The organism is Exiguobacterium sp. QJM3NY_9, from assembly GCF_056173545.1.
The window spans coordinates 1,483,843-1,498,073 of sequence record NZ_CM149679.1 but is presented as its reverse complement, the minus strand read 5'-3'; the positions used below and the strand labels follow the sequence as shown (position 1 = coordinate 1,498,073).

Sequence of the window (14,231 nt, the reverse complement as noted above, 5' to 3'; positions counted from 1 at the left end):
CCGTTATGTCCCCCCTCCAAAGCGGAAGTACACAAATGCGCCTTCCGGGTGTTTAATTAGGAACGTAATGAAAACACATGGAGGTGCAACACATGATTGAAAAAAATGTAGTGAACGGACAATGGTACGAAACAGAACAAACGATTCCGGTCTTTAACCCGGCAACAAAAGAATTACTCGGGCACGTCCCAAGCAGTTCGGTAGATGACGCTCTACGGGCAGTCGACGCGGCGAGCGATGCTTTCGTCACCTGGTCTAGCTTAACGGCGGATGCACGTGCCGATAAAATCGACGCCTGGTACCGCTTGATCAATGAACACCGCGACGAAGTCGCTGACATCATGACACGCGAACAAGGGAAACCGTTTGTCGAAGCACTCGGTGAAGTCGATTACGGCAATCAATATGTCCGCTGGTATGCAGAAGAAGCACGCCGGATATACGGGGAAACGATTCCGGCATCGGTTCCGGGGAAACGTCTGTTCGTCGAAAAAGAACCGGTCGGCGTCGTCGCCGCGATCACGCCGTGGAACTTCCCCGCTGCGATGATCACACGAAAACTCGCCCCGGCTCTTGCAGCCGGTTGTACGGTCGTCTTAAAACCGTCGGAAGAAACACCTTTCACAGCCCTTCGCCTCGTCGAACTTGCTGAAGAAGCAGGCATCCCGGCTGGTGTCATCAACGTCTTAACAGGTGACGCCGCAACAATCAGCGGTGTCTGGCAAGCCGAACGCCGTGTTCGCAAAATCACGTTCACAGGCTCTACTGCCGTCGGTAAATTAATCATGCGTCAAGCAGCCGATACGATGAAAAAACTATCGCTTGAACTCGGGGGTCATGCACCGTTCATCGTCACGGAAAACGCGGATATCGATAAAGCCGTCACACAAGCAATCCGCTCAAAATTCCGCAACGGCGGCCAGGCCTGCGTCGCAACGAACCGCTTTTACGTCCAAGCCTCTGTGCTCGACGCGTTCACGGAGAAGTTCGTCGCGGAAGTGAACAAACTAAAAGTCGGGAACGGTCTTGACGCCGATTCAACGATCGGACCCTTGATTAACGCAAAAGCCGTCGAGAAAGTCAAAGCACACATCGACGACGCGGTTGCGAAAGGTGCAACGATCTTAACAGGCGGTACGATCGATGACTCGGTCGGTTACTTCGTTACACCGACAGTTCTCGCGAACGTCACGGAAGACATGATTTGTATGCAGGAAGAAACATTTGGTCCGCTCGCACCGATCTCGGTCTTCGAGACACTTGACGAAGTCATCGAACGGGCGAACAACACACCCTACGGTCTTGCGGCTTATGCGTTTTCTGAACGAATCGATGAAGCGCTACTACTCGGTAAAAAACTCGAGTACGGCATCGTCGGCTTGAATGACGGCGCACCATCAGCTGCCCAAGCACCATTCGGCGGCTACAAAGAAAGTGGACTCGGCCGTGAAGGCGGCGTCTACGGCATCGAGGATTATCTCGAAGTCAAATACTTGTCACTCGGTTAAACCAAAAAGTCCCGCTTCTGAAACAACAGAGGCGGGACTTTTTTAGTTAATCGACATATTCATAGAGGACGACGCTTTCGATGTAGTGGATGAAACGACGTAACTCTTTTTCTTTTTCCGAAGAAAGGTCCCCTTCCTTCGACATTTCGGCAATTTCTTGCCGCTGGACTTCAATCGCCCGTAAGCACAGTTCTTCTTTTTGCTGTTCGACGTCGCCCTTACTGCCGACCGGTGACGCCCACTGCGTATGTTTGCCGCGGAGGCGGAAGTAATGTCCTTTGACGCTTTGGACGACTTCCGTCGGATACTTGTCACGGCACGTCTCGAGCCGGTCGATGATGTCGCCAATGACATGTTCGTAGAGAGCATGTTCCATCTCAGTCAGACGAATCAATTCATCCGGTGACAACGTGAACCGTTTACGTTTTCGCATCAGCTTCCGTAACGGCTGATAGAGCCGGACCGTCGATTCGGAATGAATCGCCCGGCGCCGGTGTTCGATCGAGGCAACCGTTTCTTTTTTCAGTAAATCCGGCACGTCATGGTTCTTAAAGAACGCTTTGACGAATTCCGTTTCCCACGCGACGGCTTCAAGGCGCAGTTCCTTCAACTGTTCGTTGTAGACGTTGAGCTCCTGTTCGCTCTTCTCTTCGGCACGCAGCAACCGCAACATGACATGGTATTCGTTCAGCAAATCAAACGCGACCGGGGAATTATCGGAATTCGTCGCCTGTTTGACTTCCTGAATCGCCCGTAACATCATTCGTTGCTTTTGAGCATTCAAGTCAAGATCCGTTTGGCTGACCGAGCCTTTTGGACTCAATAGCGGTAAGGCAATCGTCGCGAGCACTAACGTAAAGATGATGACGCCCGCCGCGAGGAAGATGATCAACGACCGTTCCGGGAATGCAACACCAGCATCCGTCAAAAACGGCAGCGATAACACACCGACCATCGTGATTGTCCCGCGCACGCCGACGAGCGTCGTGATTAAGTCGCGCTTGAACGAAGGTGGCCGTTGCTCCTCTTTACGAAGAAAGCGATGATCAAACCAATTAAAGAACAGTGTCCAGACTAAGCGGATCCCGAGGATGACAAGACCGATTAAGCTGACGTACCCGAGTAAGCGCCAGTTGTTGATGGCGTCATCAATGAAGATGGCCTGCGTCGCTCCGGGCAATGTCAAACCAAGCAATAAGAAAATGACCCCGTTCAAGATATAGGCAATCATCGTCCAAATGTTATCCGTCAAGACTTGTTCCTGGGCAAAGAACGTCTCTGTCCGTTCCTTAATTAAGGCATGAAGTAAGCCACCGGCGACGACGGCGATGACGCCCGACGCATGAAGCAGTTCTTCCGAGACGAAAAAGATGATGAACGGCGTCAAGATTTGCAGGAGTGCATAAAAGACGACATCATCAATTCCTGACCGGCGGAGCCGAATCTTCAGCCAGTTCATCACGACGATGATGACAAGGCCGACGACGGCACCGACAGCAAACATATAAACGAATTCAAACGAAGCTTCACGTAATGAGAAATAGCCTGTCATGACGGCCGTGACGGCATAACTAAAGGCGACGAGTCCCGACGCATCGTTAATCAACGATTCTCCCCGGACAAGATTTAAAATCGGTTCCGGAAGTCGGACACGTTTTGCGATCCCGTTGACCGCGACCGGGTCAGTCGGCGATAAAATCGCGGCTAACGCAAAAGCGGCAGCGAGCGGAATGACCGGCAACATCCAGTGGATGAAGTATCCGCCGATCACGGTCGTCAATAAGACGAGCACGATGGCGTTGCCGAGAATCGCCCCGCGCATCTTCCATAGTTGTTCCCGCGGAAAATGCGAGCTGTCGTTGTACAGTAAGGGAGCGATGAACAACAGTAAAAACCATTCCGATTCGACTTCAATCGACAGTTCTTTGATTGATAAGGCAACGAGCGTACCGACGATGATTTGAATCAGGGCCGTCGGAATAAAACGGATGTAATGTCCGATGACGTTCGTCAACAAAATTAAAGCCAGTAACAATAAAATTAATGATAACGTTTCCATAGTAAATCACTTCCATTCTTTCACTTTTCTCTAGTTTTATCGTACCATAATTTCTTGCTGGCATAGGAGAATCACTCCTTTTTTCAGGCATCATAGGACGCGAGCAACGCTCTCGCCTGTTTCAGGATATCTTCCTTTAGTGATGACGGTTCAAGGACCTGAACGTTTTCGCCCAGTCCAAACAACTGGCGTCCGAGAAACGGTAACTCCGCCACCGGAACGGACCACGTCCGTTGTGCGTTCAGCGGTAAAATCCCTTCAAGCAACCGTTCCCCGAGTGACGAAACTTCTAGTCGGACCGTCACCTGTTCACCTGACTTCCCCTGACGTTCTGCCTCCTCGAACGTCATCAATCCGGACGGGATGGTCGTCGGTAAGACCTGCTCCATCCGGTCGACCCGGTACTGCCGCAATCCCCGCTCTGTCTCGGCGAGCAGATACCAGCGATTGCGTTCAAACGTTAAACCGATCGGATCAATCAAAATCGTCCGTCGTCCGTTTGTCGTCCGGTAAGTGATTTCCCCTTTGACTTCCGCTTCCAACAATCGCAACACATCCCGCGTCAACGGGGATGGTGGGGTATCAGGTCGGGCAAAACGGACCCGTCCTTTCAGGCGGTCCATCTTCGCTTCAAGGTCCGGCGGCAGTTCCTGGAGATACCATTCAGCAAGATCCCCCCGTAACGGACCGAACGGCAGATCGGGAATTTGACCGACCCAGTCGAGCATTAAAAATAAAGTGATCGCTTCCTGTTCCCGTAAGGCAAGTGGCGGCAGCAAACGGTTCGGCAGGACCCGGTATCCGCCCCCTGCTCCCCGCTCGCTGTAAATCGGATATCCGTTTGCTTCAAGTTCGAGTACGTCCCGTTGAATCGTCCGTAACGAGACGCCGCACGCTTCCGCCAGTTCCCGCGCCGTCAACAGCTGTTGCCGATTAAGCAGACGCATCAGTTTCAAATGGCGACCTTTCATACAAAATCCCCTCTCTAATTACGACATCTTTTGTCATAATTATAGCGTAGACTAGAGATAGCTCGAACAAAAGGAGGAGTTATTGATGACTAAAACCGTTTTATATATCGCCTGTAGTCTCGATGGAAAGATTGCCCGATCAAATGACTCGCTCGATTGGCTGTTCGCTGTCGAAGGGGACGGTGATAATGGGTACGCGGCGTTCATGGAAGACGTCGATGCCGTCATCATGGGTCGAAAAACCTTTGACGAAGTCTTGGTCCTCAGTGAGGACTATCCGTACAGTGGACTCGAGAACTACGTGTTGACCCGGCAGAACGATCAACAGTCCGAATACGCGACCTACACGAATGAGCCACTCGATGTGTTGATTGACCGGATTAGTCCGACCATCAACGGCAAGATTTGGCTCGTCGGCGGCGGTGAGTTGATTCAGGAAGCCTTACGGTTACAATTGATTGACCAGCTCGAACTGGCGATCGCGCCGGTCGTCCTCGGCAGCGGGATTCCACTGTTTCCGGAAGGGACGCTTGAGACACGGTTCCGGCTGACCGGCTGTCGTCCGTCCGGTCAGTTCATCATGGCGACGTATGATGTCTTGAAATGACGTTTCACGCAGACAAAAAACACCTTTGAAACGCTGCAGGCAAAGGTGTTTTTTGTTCTACTTTGTTTTTTGCGTCAGTCCGACGGTGTCCGTCATGACGATGTGGCATCTAATCCGTTTTACCGGAATCCTCCACGACCGACACGATGACATTGCCGTATTTCCGCCCGGAATCGACGTAACGGTGGGCAGCGACGATCTCTTCGAGCGAATATACCGTATCGATGACCGCTTTGATCTTCCCAGTTTCAAACCACTCATTCAGTAGTATCAAATCTTTTTTCAGCGCCCGCGCGACGCCTTGTCCGGCGACTGAACGAAACGCCCCTTTCGCTCCGACGTGCTTACGTGCGGCTCGTTTCTCCACCTTTCCGGACGCGTCAAATACTGCGTCATACGTCGTCAGGTGCGCATCATATCCTTCTGCTGTATAGTCGACGACAACATCCGCGCCAAGACTTTCCACCAACTCAACGTGCCGTCCGCTGCAGACCGCCGTCACATGAAGTCCGTATTGTTTGGCGATTTGGACGGCAAGCGAACCGACGGCGCCCGAGGCTCCGTAAATCAAGATCGTTTTCGCCTGCTTAAGGTTCAGCTTCCGGAAAAAGTGGAGGACGGTCGTTCCGCCAAACGGAAGACTGGCTGCTTCCGTGAAGCTTGCATTACGCGGCATCTGCCCGACACAGCTGGTTTCCTTGATACAGGCATACTCAGCGTAACCACCAAAGCGCATCCCGGTCAGGGCATAGACACGGTCGCCGACTTTAAAATCCTGGACACGATTGCCTGTCGCGACGACTTCGCCGGCTAAGACAACCCCTAAAATTGGCTGTCTCGGTGCTTTAAACCCGATGACGACACGCATTGGAAGTTTTCCTGCTGCCGGTACATCGAGTGCCCGCAGACGACGATCACCTGAATGCACGGCGGAGGCATGGACTTTTATCAGCAACTCAGATGCTTTCGGGACAGGCTGTTTCACTTCTCGCAGCTTCAGTACATCCGGCGGACCATATGCAGTACAAATGACGGCTCTCATCGTACCCCTCCTCGAGCTTATTTGTTACTTAAGTAATACGACAGATCGGTACAAAAAACCTGCACGATTCAGGCATTGTGAACCCTGTGATCCTCCGATATACTATTGGTAATATATGTCTACAGAAAGTAGGTGGATTCCCCTTGTCTCGTGCTACGACGCTCCTAGCTTCATTCGGCATTTCGCAATTCGGTGACTTTATTTACCTTGTCGCAATCAATGTCTACCTCTATCAACTGACCGGCTCCGCCACCGCTGTCGCCGGACTCTGGATCATCGGTCCGTTTGCTGCCCTGTTCACGAAATTTTGGGCCGGCAGCCTGATTGACCGGGTCGATGTACGCAGGTGGTTGATCGGGACGGACTTCATCCGGGCGTTGCTCGTCGCGCTGATTCCGTTCCTGTCGACACTGCCGTTGATTTATCTGACGCTGTTCGCCCTCGCCCTTGTCAAAGCGTTTTTTGAGCCTGCTGCGACGACCTACCTGACACAACTCGTGCCGGACACCGGTCGGAAAACGTTTAATGCCTATCGGGGTCTCATCACGTCGAGTGCCTTTTTGATTGGTCCGGCTTTAGCCGGTCTGCTGTTACTCGTCGCGACCACCGATGTCGCGATTTGGATCAATGCCGGCTCGTTTGTCGTTTCCGGGGTTCTACTAGCTTTCCTGCCCTCCGTTCCCCGTCCACCCACTGTCGAGAAATTACGATTCACCGACGTCGTAGCGGACTGGCGCACCGTCGCCCGATTCAGTCGGGTCGAACCGGTTTATCATCGTGATTTACGTCATCGGATTGTTGACGATGAGCCTCGCGCTTGCGATGGACGCACAGGAAGTCGTTTTTCTGCAGACCGTCGTCGGACTATCGGTAACCGATTATGGACTATTGATCAGCTTGACGGGCATCGGTTCCGTGCTCGGCGGACTGACCGTCGCCCGCTTCTCGCGTCGCCTGTCGCTTAAAACGTTGCTCGTCAGCGGATACCTGTTCGTCGCACTCGGCTACTTGATCTATGCGACGGCCACTTCTTTTTTACTCGTCGCGACCGGCTTCATCTTGCTCGGCTTTTTTAACGCCTTTTCCGGGACCGGCTTTATGACGTTTTATCAAAACAATGTGCCGGATGAATTGATGGGTCGGGTTACGAGCCTTTATGGACTTGGGCAAAGCATGCTCCACATCGTGTTGATTTTATTCGTCGGTTTTACGGGTGACCTGTTCCCGCTCCGCTTCACCGTGTTGACGGCCGCCTGTCTGTTGGTCGGGCTGAGTCTGCTTCAAAGCATCGCTGTCCTCCTGCCGGGTAAACAACTATTTTTTAAAGAAGATTTGCCGGCGAAACACATTTCCTAAACCAGACAGCATGACTTCCTCTTCGGCAATTGGAAAATCATGCTAAAATCAAGTCAGCTACATAGATTTATTAGACCATGATACGAACGGAGCGAATGCCACATGCACATTTTGATTGGACAACCGAAACAAGAAACAGACTTACAACAGTTACGACGAGACATTACCGCCTACCCTGACATTGACATCGTGTTGTATCCGGAAGGCTACTGCCGGCAGACAGATCTCGTGACGCTCTGTCAACTTGCAAAACAGTATACGACGATGATCGTCACCGGGTACCGGGACGCCGATCGGTTAGACCGGGCATTGATCATTAACGAACATGGGGAAATCCTCCTTGATCGGGCGAAAACGCCGGAAGCTGGTCCACTCTATCAACCGTCGACCGTCGACGATGATGGACAACGGTATGGTTACTTGCTCTGTCGCGAAATCTTCTTAGGACTCGATGGGCTGAAGAACGATACCGTTGAAGTGATTTTCAATCCGATTGGCGTCGGGATGTTCAGTCCGGAACAGTATGCCGAGTGGTCCGGCGAAGCAGCGCGCATCAGCCGTCAGCAATCCGCCATCGTCATCGGGACGAGTCATGCCGACGGGTCTTACCGCAACTGCGGTTTTTCGATTCCGACGGCGTTTGCGTTCGACGCGACCGGCGAAGCAATTTTCCTGTCAAAAGACGATCGACGGACACGGATTCTCGATACGGTCACGAAAACGGTTAACGTCATCGATTCGTTGATTGAAAACAGAACGTAATCAAAAAGTCCCCAACCTATTCAAAACGGCTGGGGGCTTCATTCGCTTATTGATGTTGTTTTTCGTTCTGTCCCGCTGCCTGACGTTGCGTCACGTACTCATCCCGTAAAATGGAGTACATCTTAACATCGTGAAACGTCCCTTTGATGAAAATCAAGCGGCGTAACGTGCCTTCGTACGTCATCCCGACTTTTTCCATCACCCGTGCTGAACCGACGTTCGGCTCCATGCACCGTGCCTGAATCCGTTCCAGCTGTAACGCCTCAAAACCGAAGTCCAGCACCCGTTCCACGGCTTCCGTGACGATGCCTTTTCCCCAAAATTGCCGCGATAAGGCGTACCCAAGTTCTGCTTGTTTGTTCTCATCCAGCAGCAGATGAATGAAATCGATTGTGCCGATCATCTGTCCCGTCGCCTTCCATTCCATTGCCCAAGGTGCCTGTTTCCCCTGTTCGTAGTTCGACAGGACGTGCGTCAGGAATTGCTGCGCCTGATCTACCGTCTGATTTGCATTCCACGTCACGTAACGCGCCGTCTCCTCGTCCTGGGTATAGGCGAACAAATCGTCTACGTCCTCCCGGCGCATCGGCCGTAACAGCAGACGGTCCGTTTCAAGTGTTGGTAACATCTTGTAAAATTGTTCAGTTGTCATCAAGTATCCCTCGTTTCTTTTTTACATTATATACAAATAAAGTTTCAAATCTATACATATTTTATTTGTTTTCGCTTTTTCATTTCTAATCATACAGGAACATTATTTTTAAATTGGAAATAATATGCAGTATATTCAATCTAATTTTCAAGGGGGTTATCCTCAAATAAAGCAGGAGAATCACCTTCATGAATAAGTGGGAACGAAGAATCTTTACCGATTCATTCAAACAACAGCTGGTTCAACTTCATTTGAATGGAAACCACGCAATGGCATCATTTGAAAAATATGACTTGACGCCTTAAGCATTTAATCGATGGATCAACCAAAGTAAGACGACTGAATCATTTAAGGAAGAAGATAATTTGTTGGATGAAGCGCTCCGGAGAATGGTGCTTTCGCATCGGTGAATATCGTCTAATTGCTGACATCCAAGAGAAGAAAATAGTGATTTTGATTCTTGAAGTTGGTCATCGTTGGGACATCTATAAATGATCGTTACGAAGAATACTGACTAGTTAACGTAGCAAACAGCTTAGTTAATATAAAAAGAAGTCCACATCATTCCTCAGATGTGGACTTCTTTCCTTTCATTTTGCTTGTCTTGACGCAATAGTTGTCTCTATTAGCATGTAACACTAGCCAAATACCTACTTTATGAGCATGAACGAAGATATTCATTACTTGAAGAGTAGAATTGATGTTTTTTTACCAAAACGGATTCATTTTCTGAAAAATTAACTTATTTTTCAGAAAATTATGTTTTTGACGGTTCCAAAGATTTGAATTCCTGTTATAATTAGGTGATTAATGGTTCCCATTACATAATTATGGGTTTTTAAACACTATCTTCAGGAGGTATCATGTATGGCTTATTCGTTCACGTGCAAAAATATCAATAAATCGTTCCAGACAGGTGAAAGTAAGACGTTTGCGCTACAGGACATCCAACTCGACTTCGCTGAAGGAGACTTCATCTCGATCATCGGACCTTCCGGTTCCGGAAAGTCGACGTTGCTTAGCATTCTCGGGACGCTCGACACCCCTACCTCGGGAGAGTTGTTATTCGACGGGAAAAATATCTCCAAGTTGAACGCGAAACAGCTCTCGGACTTCCGGTTCGGGAACGTCGGCTTCATCTTCCAGCAATTCCATCTCATCCCGACGCTGACGGCACTCGAGAACGTGCTTGCGCCCCTCTTCGGCCGCAAGGTCGACTACGATAAGGAAAAACGGGCCATGGAGCTACTTGAGGAAGTCGGTCTCGCGGATAAAATTCATTCCCTTCCTTCTCAACTCTCCGGTGGTCAGCAACAACGTGTCGCTGTCGCTCGGGCACTCATCCATCGCCCGAAGTGGTTGCTTGCTGATGAACCGACCGGGAATCTCGATACAGCGACCGGCGAAATCATCTTCAGTCTCTTGACGAAACTGAACCGCGAGAATGCCTGTGGCGTCTTCTTCGTCACACATGATCCCGAACTCGCAGCGCGCGCGAACCGGACAATCACGATGAAAGATGGTCGGGTCGTCAATCCGTCGGTGGTTTCTGCTTATGCTTAAGTTCATCTGGAACTCTTGGTGGCGCAACAAGGAGCGGTTCATTCTGCTCCTCGTCGGCGTCCTGATCGTCAGTACCGGACTGAGTTATTTAATTGGTACGACCCAAGCGAACAACGGGACTGTCGTCGATGAACTGCAAAAACGCTGGGGATCATCGTACGACATCGTTGTCCGACCAGAAGGCAGCCGCAGTGTGACGGAAGACTTGAAGCTCCTTGAGCCAAACTACATGAGTGGTCTCGATGGTGGGATTACCCGCAAGCAATACGAGACGATCAAAAAGATTGCTGATGTCGAGGTTGCGGCGCCGATTGCGATGATCGGTTATACATCGACATCGAGTAGCGTTGGGACACATACGATTAATGAAGAAGGCATCTACCGCTTGAAAATCAAGGACTCTCAAAACACTGGGCTCCAAAAAGAATCTTATTCCATGTCAACGTTTCTCGCTGCCGGCTGGGAACCAATGGGTGATGCAAGACGCACAGGCGTCTCCCCTTTAAAACTCGGCGAACAGCCCCTTTATGATTACGGCTCACAAGTCATGATTGCAGGAATCGATCCTGCAGCTGAAGACCGGCTCGTCGGTTTGAAAAAAGCGACTACAACCGGAACATACAGCCGTTTCTTTACCGAAACCGATTTGCCCGCTTCGTACGGAGACCAGGCGACACAGATTCCGATTTTGTTGAATTCTCGTGAATACGTCGATGCGACACGCACCTATACATATGAAAGAGTAGAGGTGCCGTTCTCCTCAACTGGAATTGCAGACATGGTCCAAAAGATTGAACAAAAAGGTGGGAAAGCATATCTTAGTAAGCTACCAGTAGAGGAACCTACCTCCTATACGATCACGACTCAAGACGTCCAAAAGAAGCTCGTGGACGGTATCCTCAAAAATACCTTGCCAACAGGTGAGACGAACAATAGTAATTCACTATCCTCCATTTCTTTAAAGCCTTCACCGGTCGAATACAAAACGATTAAAAGTCCGTTCGGCTCCCGTTGGCCCTTTACCTACCAGGTTCAACCAAAAGAGGTCGCCAAGGAATCATTACTCTTCAAGCGAAGCATGTATCGCGAAGCACGTGAATTCGAAGGTGGCTTTAAAGGCTGGAAACAAGTCCATCTCAACTTTATCGGTGTCTTTAACCCAGGGAAACTCGATGTTTCAAAGGATCCCTTGACTGAACTTCCAATGGAGACTTACTTCCCTGCAAAGGCGCAATGGGTCATGTATCAAAACGATCGTCCGGTCAATCCGGTCCGAGACGTCAAGCCTGCCAACGATGCATATGACTTCCTGACGAAACCACCTTCGATGTTGACGACGCTCGACGCTGCCTTTAAGTTGCGCGGGGACAAAGCGATTTCTGCGATTCGCGTCAATGTCAAAGGAGTCGAGACGATGAACGCGGCAAGTGAAAAAAAATTGCAAGCCGTCGCACAAGAAATCGAAGACAAGACAGGATTGATCACTGACATCACACTCGGTTCCTCCCCTCAACTCGCCTTGACTTATTTACCAGGTCTAAAAGGAGAATCGGCTCTCGGCTGGGTTCAACAACCTTGGATCAAGCTCGGCTCGTCGATTGCGATTTTTCAAGAGGCAAAAGTCGGGATGAGTGGCATCATCGCGAGTGTCATTGCTGTCGCACTCGTCTATGTCTTCAGCTCGAACATCATCTTACTCTATGCTCGCAAAAAAGAATTCGCGATCCTGCTATCGCTCGGGTGGCGACCTCGACAGTTGTCTAAACTCCTCTTCCTTGAGGCGACACTTCTCGGTACACTAGTCGCACTCATCGCTTGGGCGATTCTCGGATCATTTTGGATAACAGCTGATCACCCGATTGCTCTCGGACGCATCATCTTGATTGGGCTATCCGGACTTTTGATTTACTGGGGCGGTACGGTCGTGCCGACATTACTCATCCGCCGGATTCAACCGTTTGAAAGCATGCGCTCCGGAGAAGTTTCAAAAGGACGGCGTTTCGTTCGTGCGCAAAGTGTCGTCGGAATGAGCATCAACCAACTTGCGACCTATTGGCAACGCACACTACTGTCTGTCATCGCGATTGCCCTACCGACGAGCTTGTTCATCTTCTTCCTCTTCATCACCTTCCGACTGAAAGGCGTATTATATGCGACTTGGCTTGGTGAATATGTCGCGCTCGAAGTCGGTACGATGCATTATGTCGCGATGGGAGTCGCTCTACTCATTGCCATCCTGACGACAACAGAAATCATGTGGCAAAACGTCAATGAACGAAAGAATCAGCTCGCTGTCCTCAAAGCAACCGGTTGGCGCAACGGTCAAATCCGTCTACTCGTCTTAAGTGAAGGACTCATGACTGGACTCTTTGCTGGAATCGTTGGTCTACTTGTCGCTTTAATGATGATTGGTTTCGTCTATAATCAGTTCCCGACCAGTGAACTCGGTTTCTTAAGTCTTATGCTCCTGATTCCAGTGACGACAGGCGTCTTCGGTGCCTTGCTCCCTGCCCAGCGTGCTGTACGCATCACACCGAATGCTGCCATCGGTGGCGTAAACGATAATCAACAATTGACCGAACGTCGCTTCAAATGGGCACTCGGTAGCATCGCTGCTACGCTCGTCATCGGGACGACGAGTTTATTCCTCCTCGCTGCACCTGAAACGAGAACGGCTCAAAAAGAGATGACGACACCAAAAGTACAAACGACCGGACAAAAATTAAAAAATCTCACTCAAGATCCTGACGATAAGAAGCATACTGCCGAAGACAACACGGTACTGGAGCAATTGATGAACACAGGCGCTATTCAGACGTACCCGGGTGACCCTGAAGCGAAGAACTATGACTTCTCTGTTAAAAAACTCGTCTCAACACCGAAAGAGTTAAATCTCAAGGAGAAGTCAGGGTATCGTTTTGTGACGATTCCAGTTTTCCTTCATAACCAGGATGAATTAGCTGCAGGTTCGTTTTCGTCGTATCGACCGCAAACCTTCCCGTTGATCGCTCTTGACGGAAAGGAATATACTCCCGTCGACTATGTCAATCATGATAAAACGGCTTGGAAAAATGCGTTCCAATACATCAATTCGAAAAAATCATGGGTCGATCTCGTTTACCAAGTACCGGTTGACCAAAAAGTGTTCGTCTTGCTTGCAAAAGATGAGGCAGTCGAACGAACGACGACCGTCAAGATCACGCTAGACGATATCGAAAAAGCGAATACATCCGCTACTACCCTTTCAAAAGATGACACCAAAAAATTAAAAACATTGATGATGCGTGGTGTCACGCAAACAACTCCCGGGAATCCGAAACATCAATCTGATAGTTTTCATGTCGAGGCGTTGATTGACACACCAAAAGAACTGAACCTGAAACAACGTGCTGGTTATCGTTTCTTGACGATCCCCGTCGTCATGCAAGATACGGGAGATGATATGGGTGGATTTATCATCTATCGTCCTAATCGGTATGCTTTGACAGATTTGAATGGCACGGATTATGAACCTGTTGATTATGTGAATCGCAATGAGAAGGCCTGGAAAAATGGCTTTCAATATTTCGCACCCTACAAGTCAAGAGTGGAATTGGTCTATCAAGTTCCAATCGATCAAAAGCGATTCGTCCTATTCGCTTCTGATCCAGCGTTCCCTAAACCAACGACCGTCAAAATCGATCTGACGAAACAATAATTTAATCACTAGGA

Annotated in this window: 11 protein-coding genes and 1 pseudogene; 8 read left to right on the top strand and 4 right to left on the bottom strand. The window is 49.9% G+C overall.

Going from position 1 to position 14,231, the window contains the following annotated elements:
* The first annotated feature begins 92 nt into the window (after window positions 1–92).
* Complete coding sequence (locus AC0VYQ_RS07685; protein ID WP_475404701.1) at window positions 93–1,508, top strand: NAD-dependent succinate-semialdehyde dehydrogenase; 1,416 nt, start codon at window positions 93–95, stop codon at window positions 1,506–1,508.
* Window positions 1,509–1,554: 46 nt separating this feature from the next.
* Here the strand turns inward: AC0VYQ_RS07685 and AC0VYQ_RS07680 are convergent, their stop codons facing one another.
* Both AC0VYQ_RS07680 and AC0VYQ_RS07675 read right to left on the bottom strand, forming a co-directional pair.
* Window positions 1,555–3,567, bottom strand: coding sequence for a Na+/H+ antiporter (locus AC0VYQ_RS07680; protein WP_214811596.1), 2,013 nt, complete (start codon window positions 3,565–3,567; stop codon window positions 1,555–1,557).
* A gap of 83 nt (window positions 3,568–3,650) precedes the next feature.
* Window positions 3,651–4,538, bottom strand: coding sequence for a helix-turn-helix transcriptional regulator (locus AC0VYQ_RS07675; RefSeq protein WP_475404700.1), 888 nt, complete (start codon window positions 4,536–4,538; stop codon window positions 3,651–3,653).
* Between the two features lie 85 nt (window positions 4,539–4,623).
* On the opposite strand from AC0VYQ_RS07675, the gene AC0VYQ_RS07670 reads away from it, so the two are divergent.
* Complete coding sequence (locus AC0VYQ_RS07670; protein WP_214765958.1) at window positions 4,624–5,145, top strand: dihydrofolate reductase family protein; 522 nt, start codon at window positions 4,624–4,626, stop codon at window positions 5,143–5,145.
* A gap of 109 nt (window positions 5,146–5,254) precedes the next feature.
* On the opposite strand, the gene AC0VYQ_RS07665 is transcribed toward AC0VYQ_RS07670, so the two are convergent.
* Window positions 5,255–6,187: an NAD(P)-dependent alcohol dehydrogenase gene (locus AC0VYQ_RS07665; RefSeq protein WP_475404699.1), complete on the bottom strand. Its 933-nt coding sequence runs from the start codon at window positions 6,185–6,187 to the stop codon at window positions 5,255–5,257.
* 77 nt (window positions 6,188–6,264) lie between these two features.
* Between AC0VYQ_RS07665 and AC0VYQ_RS07660 the strand changes: the two are divergent.
* From AC0VYQ_RS07660 to AC0VYQ_RS07650, 3 genes and pseudogenes are all read left to right on the top strand, one after another.
* A pseudogene (locus AC0VYQ_RS07660) lies at window positions 6,265–6,867 on the top strand (MFS transporter); the annotation flags it as partial.
* A 124-nt stretch (window positions 6,868–6,991) separates the two neighbouring features.
* Window positions 6,992–7,543 (top strand): MFS transporter, encoded by a 552-nt coding sequence (locus AC0VYQ_RS07655; protein ID WP_475404698.1) that lies wholly within the window; start codon window positions 6,992–6,994, stop codon window positions 7,541–7,543.
* Between the two features lie 102 nt (window positions 7,544–7,645).
* Window positions 7,646–8,305 (top strand): hypothetical protein, encoded by a 660-nt coding sequence (locus tag AC0VYQ_RS07650; protein WP_475404697.1) that lies wholly within the window; start codon window positions 7,646–7,648, stop codon window positions 8,303–8,305.
* Between the two features lie 46 nt (window positions 8,306–8,351).
* Here the strand turns inward: AC0VYQ_RS07650 and AC0VYQ_RS07645 are convergent, their stop codons facing one another.
* Entirely contained in the window at window positions 8,352–8,957 is a 606-nt protein-coding gene (locus AC0VYQ_RS07645) for a GNAT family N-acetyltransferase (RefSeq protein WP_475404696.1), read from the bottom strand.
* A 312-nt stretch (window positions 8,958–9,269) separates the two neighbouring features.
* On the opposite strand from AC0VYQ_RS07645, the gene AC0VYQ_RS07640 reads away from it, so the two are divergent.
* From AC0VYQ_RS07640 to AC0VYQ_RS07630, 3 genes are all read left to right on the top strand, one after another.
* Window positions 9,270–9,452: a type II toxin-antitoxin system RelE family toxin gene (locus tag AC0VYQ_RS07640; protein WP_475404747.1), complete on the top strand. Its 183-nt coding sequence runs from the start codon at window positions 9,270–9,272 to the stop codon at window positions 9,450–9,452.
* A gap of 372 nt (window positions 9,453–9,824) precedes the next feature.
* Entirely contained in the window at window positions 9,825–10,520 is a 696-nt protein-coding gene (locus AC0VYQ_RS07635) for an ABC transporter ATP-binding protein (protein ID WP_475404695.1), read from the top strand.
* Complete coding sequence (locus tag AC0VYQ_RS07630) at window positions 10,513–14,217, top strand: ABC transporter permease (RefSeq protein ID WP_475404694.1); 3,705 nt, start codon at window positions 10,513–10,515, stop codon at window positions 14,215–14,217. Before AC0VYQ_RS07635 ends, AC0VYQ_RS07630 begins: the two co-directional genes overlap by 8 nt.
* Window positions 14,218–14,231 lie beyond the last annotated feature (14 nt).

Bases quoted from the DNA above. Each gene is read 5' to 3' on its own strand.
- AC0VYQ_RS07685 (WP_475404701.1), top strand. From the start codon at position 93: ATGATTGAAAAAAATGTAGTGAACGGACAATGGTACGAAACAGAACAA.
- AC0VYQ_RS07680 (WP_214811596.1), bottom strand. From the start codon at position 3,567: ATGGAAACGTTATCATTAATTTTATTGTTACTGGCTTTAATTTTGTTG.
- AC0VYQ_RS07675 (WP_475404700.1), bottom strand. From the start codon at position 4,538: ATGAAAGGTCGCCATTTGAAACTGATGCGTCTGCTTAATCGGCAACAG.
- AC0VYQ_RS07670 (WP_214765958.1), top strand. From the start codon at position 4,624: ATGACTAAAACCGTTTTATATATCGCCTGTAGTCTCGATGGAAAGATT.
- AC0VYQ_RS07665 (WP_475404699.1), bottom strand. From the start codon at position 6,187: ATGAGAGCCGTCATTTGTACTGCATATGGTCCGCCGGATGTACTGAAG.
- AC0VYQ_RS07655 (WP_475404698.1), top strand. From the start codon at position 6,992: ATGAGCCTCGCGCTTGCGATGGACGCACAGGAAGTCGTTTTTCTGCAG.
- AC0VYQ_RS07650 (WP_475404697.1), top strand. From the start codon at position 7,646: ATGCACATTTTGATTGGACAACCGAAACAAGAAACAGACTTACAACAG.
- AC0VYQ_RS07645 (WP_475404696.1), bottom strand. From the start codon at position 8,957: ATGACAACTGAACAATTTTACAAGATGTTACCAACACTTGAAACGGAC.
- AC0VYQ_RS07635 (WP_475404695.1), top strand. From the start codon at position 9,825: ATGGCTTATTCGTTCACGTGCAAAAATATCAATAAATCGTTCCAGACA.
- AC0VYQ_RS07630 (WP_475404694.1), top strand. From the start codon at position 10,513: ATGCTTAAGTTCATCTGGAACTCTTGGTGGCGCAACAAGGAGCGGTTC.